The sequence below is a fragment of the Bartonella sp. AP40SXNS genome, from assembly GCF_042195825.1.
Lineage (GTDB): Bacteria > Pseudomonadota > Alphaproteobacteria > Rhizobiales > Rhizobiaceae > Bartonella.
Window position 1 is genome coordinate 1 of the sequence record NZ_JBHIPB010000055.1, and the last position, 2345, is coordinate 2345.

Sequence of the window (2345 nt, forward strand, 5' to 3'; positions counted from 1 at the left end):
CCTAGCTATTGGAAAAAATGGGCAATAAATGTTGGTGATCTTGCTCAAACTCATATCACACGCTTAACTGAAGTTTTAACAAAATCAGAAACTGAAACACGGCAGGTGTTTAATGATTTTATGACCGAATTACGTAACAATTTAAACACAACCCTCTCCGAAGAAAATGCGATTGAAATGCTTGCGCAACATCTTGTGACGCGTCCAGTCTTTAATGCTTTATTTGAGGGGCATCAGTTTGTTCAAGAAAATCCCGTATCTTGCGCTTTACAACGTGTACTCAATGCCCTTGATAAAGTTACTCCTAAAGAAGAATCTCAAGATCTCAAAAATATTTCTAAGAGTGTACAATTTTACACGCGTGGAATTACCACTCTTGAAGCACAACAAAGTTTAATTGTAGAGCTTTACAATGAATTTTTCCGTTATGCTTTTCCGCGTACAGTAGAAAAATTAGGCATTGTTTATACTCCCATTGAGGTTGTTGATTTTATCATTCATTCTGTTGATGATGTGTTGCGTCATGAATTTGGAAAAAGTCTAGGATCACGTGGTGTTTCTATTCTTGACCCTTTTACGGGTACTGGGACCTTTATCACACGGCTATTACAATCCAATCTCATCAAACCAGAGGATATGGAATATAAATACCGTTATGATATCCACGCAAATGAGATTGTCTTGCTAGCCTATTACATAGCAGCGATTAACATTGAATCGACGTATCATAGTATCATGAAAGGTGAGTATATCCCTTTCAAACATATTGGTTTAACCGATACATTCCGCATGCTTGAAGAGAAAAGCCTTCTGCAAAAATTATTCAAAGAAAACAGTGAATATTTAGAGCATCAAAAGAAACTGGATATCAAAGTTATCTTTGGTAACCCTCCTTATTCAACAGGTCAAAAAAGTGCTAATGATAATGCAAAGAATACGCCTTATCCGATATTAAATGACCGTATTGATGAAACTTACGCCGCTCAATCTAAAGCAAGCCTTATGCGAAATCTTTATGATAGTTATATTCGTGCCATTCGCTGGGCAAGTGACCGTATAAAAGACCGTGGTGTGATTGGTTTTGTTACAAATGCAAGTTTTATAGATACAAAATCTATGGATGGCTTACGCAAATGCCTCGTTGAAGAATTTAGCAGCCTTTATATTTTTCATTTACGTGGTAATCAACGAACCTCTGGAGAACTTTCTCGCAAAGAAGGTGGAAAAATTTTTGGTGAAGGTTCTCGTGCCCCTATAGCGATTTCTATTTTGGTTAAAAATCCAAATGCACAACAACATGGGAAAATATATTTCCGTGATATTGGAGATTATCTCAATAGAGAAGAAAAGCTTAAGACAATTAAAAAATTTGGTAGCATTAATGGTATTACACGGAGTAAACAAGGTTGGCAAATAATTACACCGGATAGGCATAATGATTGGATAAATCAACGTGATGACAGTTTCAAGACATTTCTAGCTTTAGGTGTTAAGAAAGGTCATGATACAAAGCTTTTTGAAACTTATTCCTGTGGCGTTCTAACCAGTCGTGATGCGTGGGCATACAACTCAAGTCGTAATGCTTTATCAAAAAACATGTACAACATGATTAACTTCTATAATAGCGAAGTGGAGCGCTTTAACGAAGCTTATGGACATGTTGATCGCAAAATACGTGAAAAGGCTATAGACAATTTCGTTAACGCTGATGCTACAAAGATCAGTTGGAGTAGTACTCTTAAACGAGAATTTATAAGAGAAAAATTATTTGAGTTCGAGGAGACGTGCTTTATTCAAAGTATTTATCGCCCTTTTACAAAACAATGGCTCTATTATAATCGTGCTTTCAACGATAGAGTTTCCATAATGCCATGTATATTTCCTATAGGAAAATCAGTTGAAAATAAAATGATACAACTTACAGGCATAGGAGCAAAAAAAACCTTTTCTGTTCTTATGATTAAAGCTGTGTCTGATTATCAGGTGATAGAAAACGGTCAATGCTTTCCGCAATATCTTTATGAAGATATTGTATCCTTAAAAGAGAAAAGTGAAAAGCAATCCCATTTATTTACAAACTCTATAGAGGAAAACAAAACAGCTGGTTTACAACGCCGTGATGCCATTACGGATGAAGGATTAGCACATTTTAAAGCCGCTTATCCTAATGAAACTATCACTAAAGATGATCTATTTTATTATGTTTACGGGATTTTGCATTCAGAAGATTACCGCACCCGTTATGCTGATAACCTCTCTAAAGAATTGCCTCGTATCCCTTGTGTAAAGAGCACTGAAGATTTTTGGAAATTTGTAACTGCAGGGCGTGAACTGGGGCATTTGCA

1 protein-coding gene is annotated in these 2345 nt (G+C 36.0%); it reads left to right on the forward strand.

Annotation, left to right across the window (positions count from 1 at the left end; genetic code table 11):
- A partial coding sequence (locus ACFILZ_RS09600) for a type ISP restriction/modification enzyme (protein WP_375611030.1) occupies nucleotides 1–2345 on the forward strand: 2345 nt, incomplete at both ends.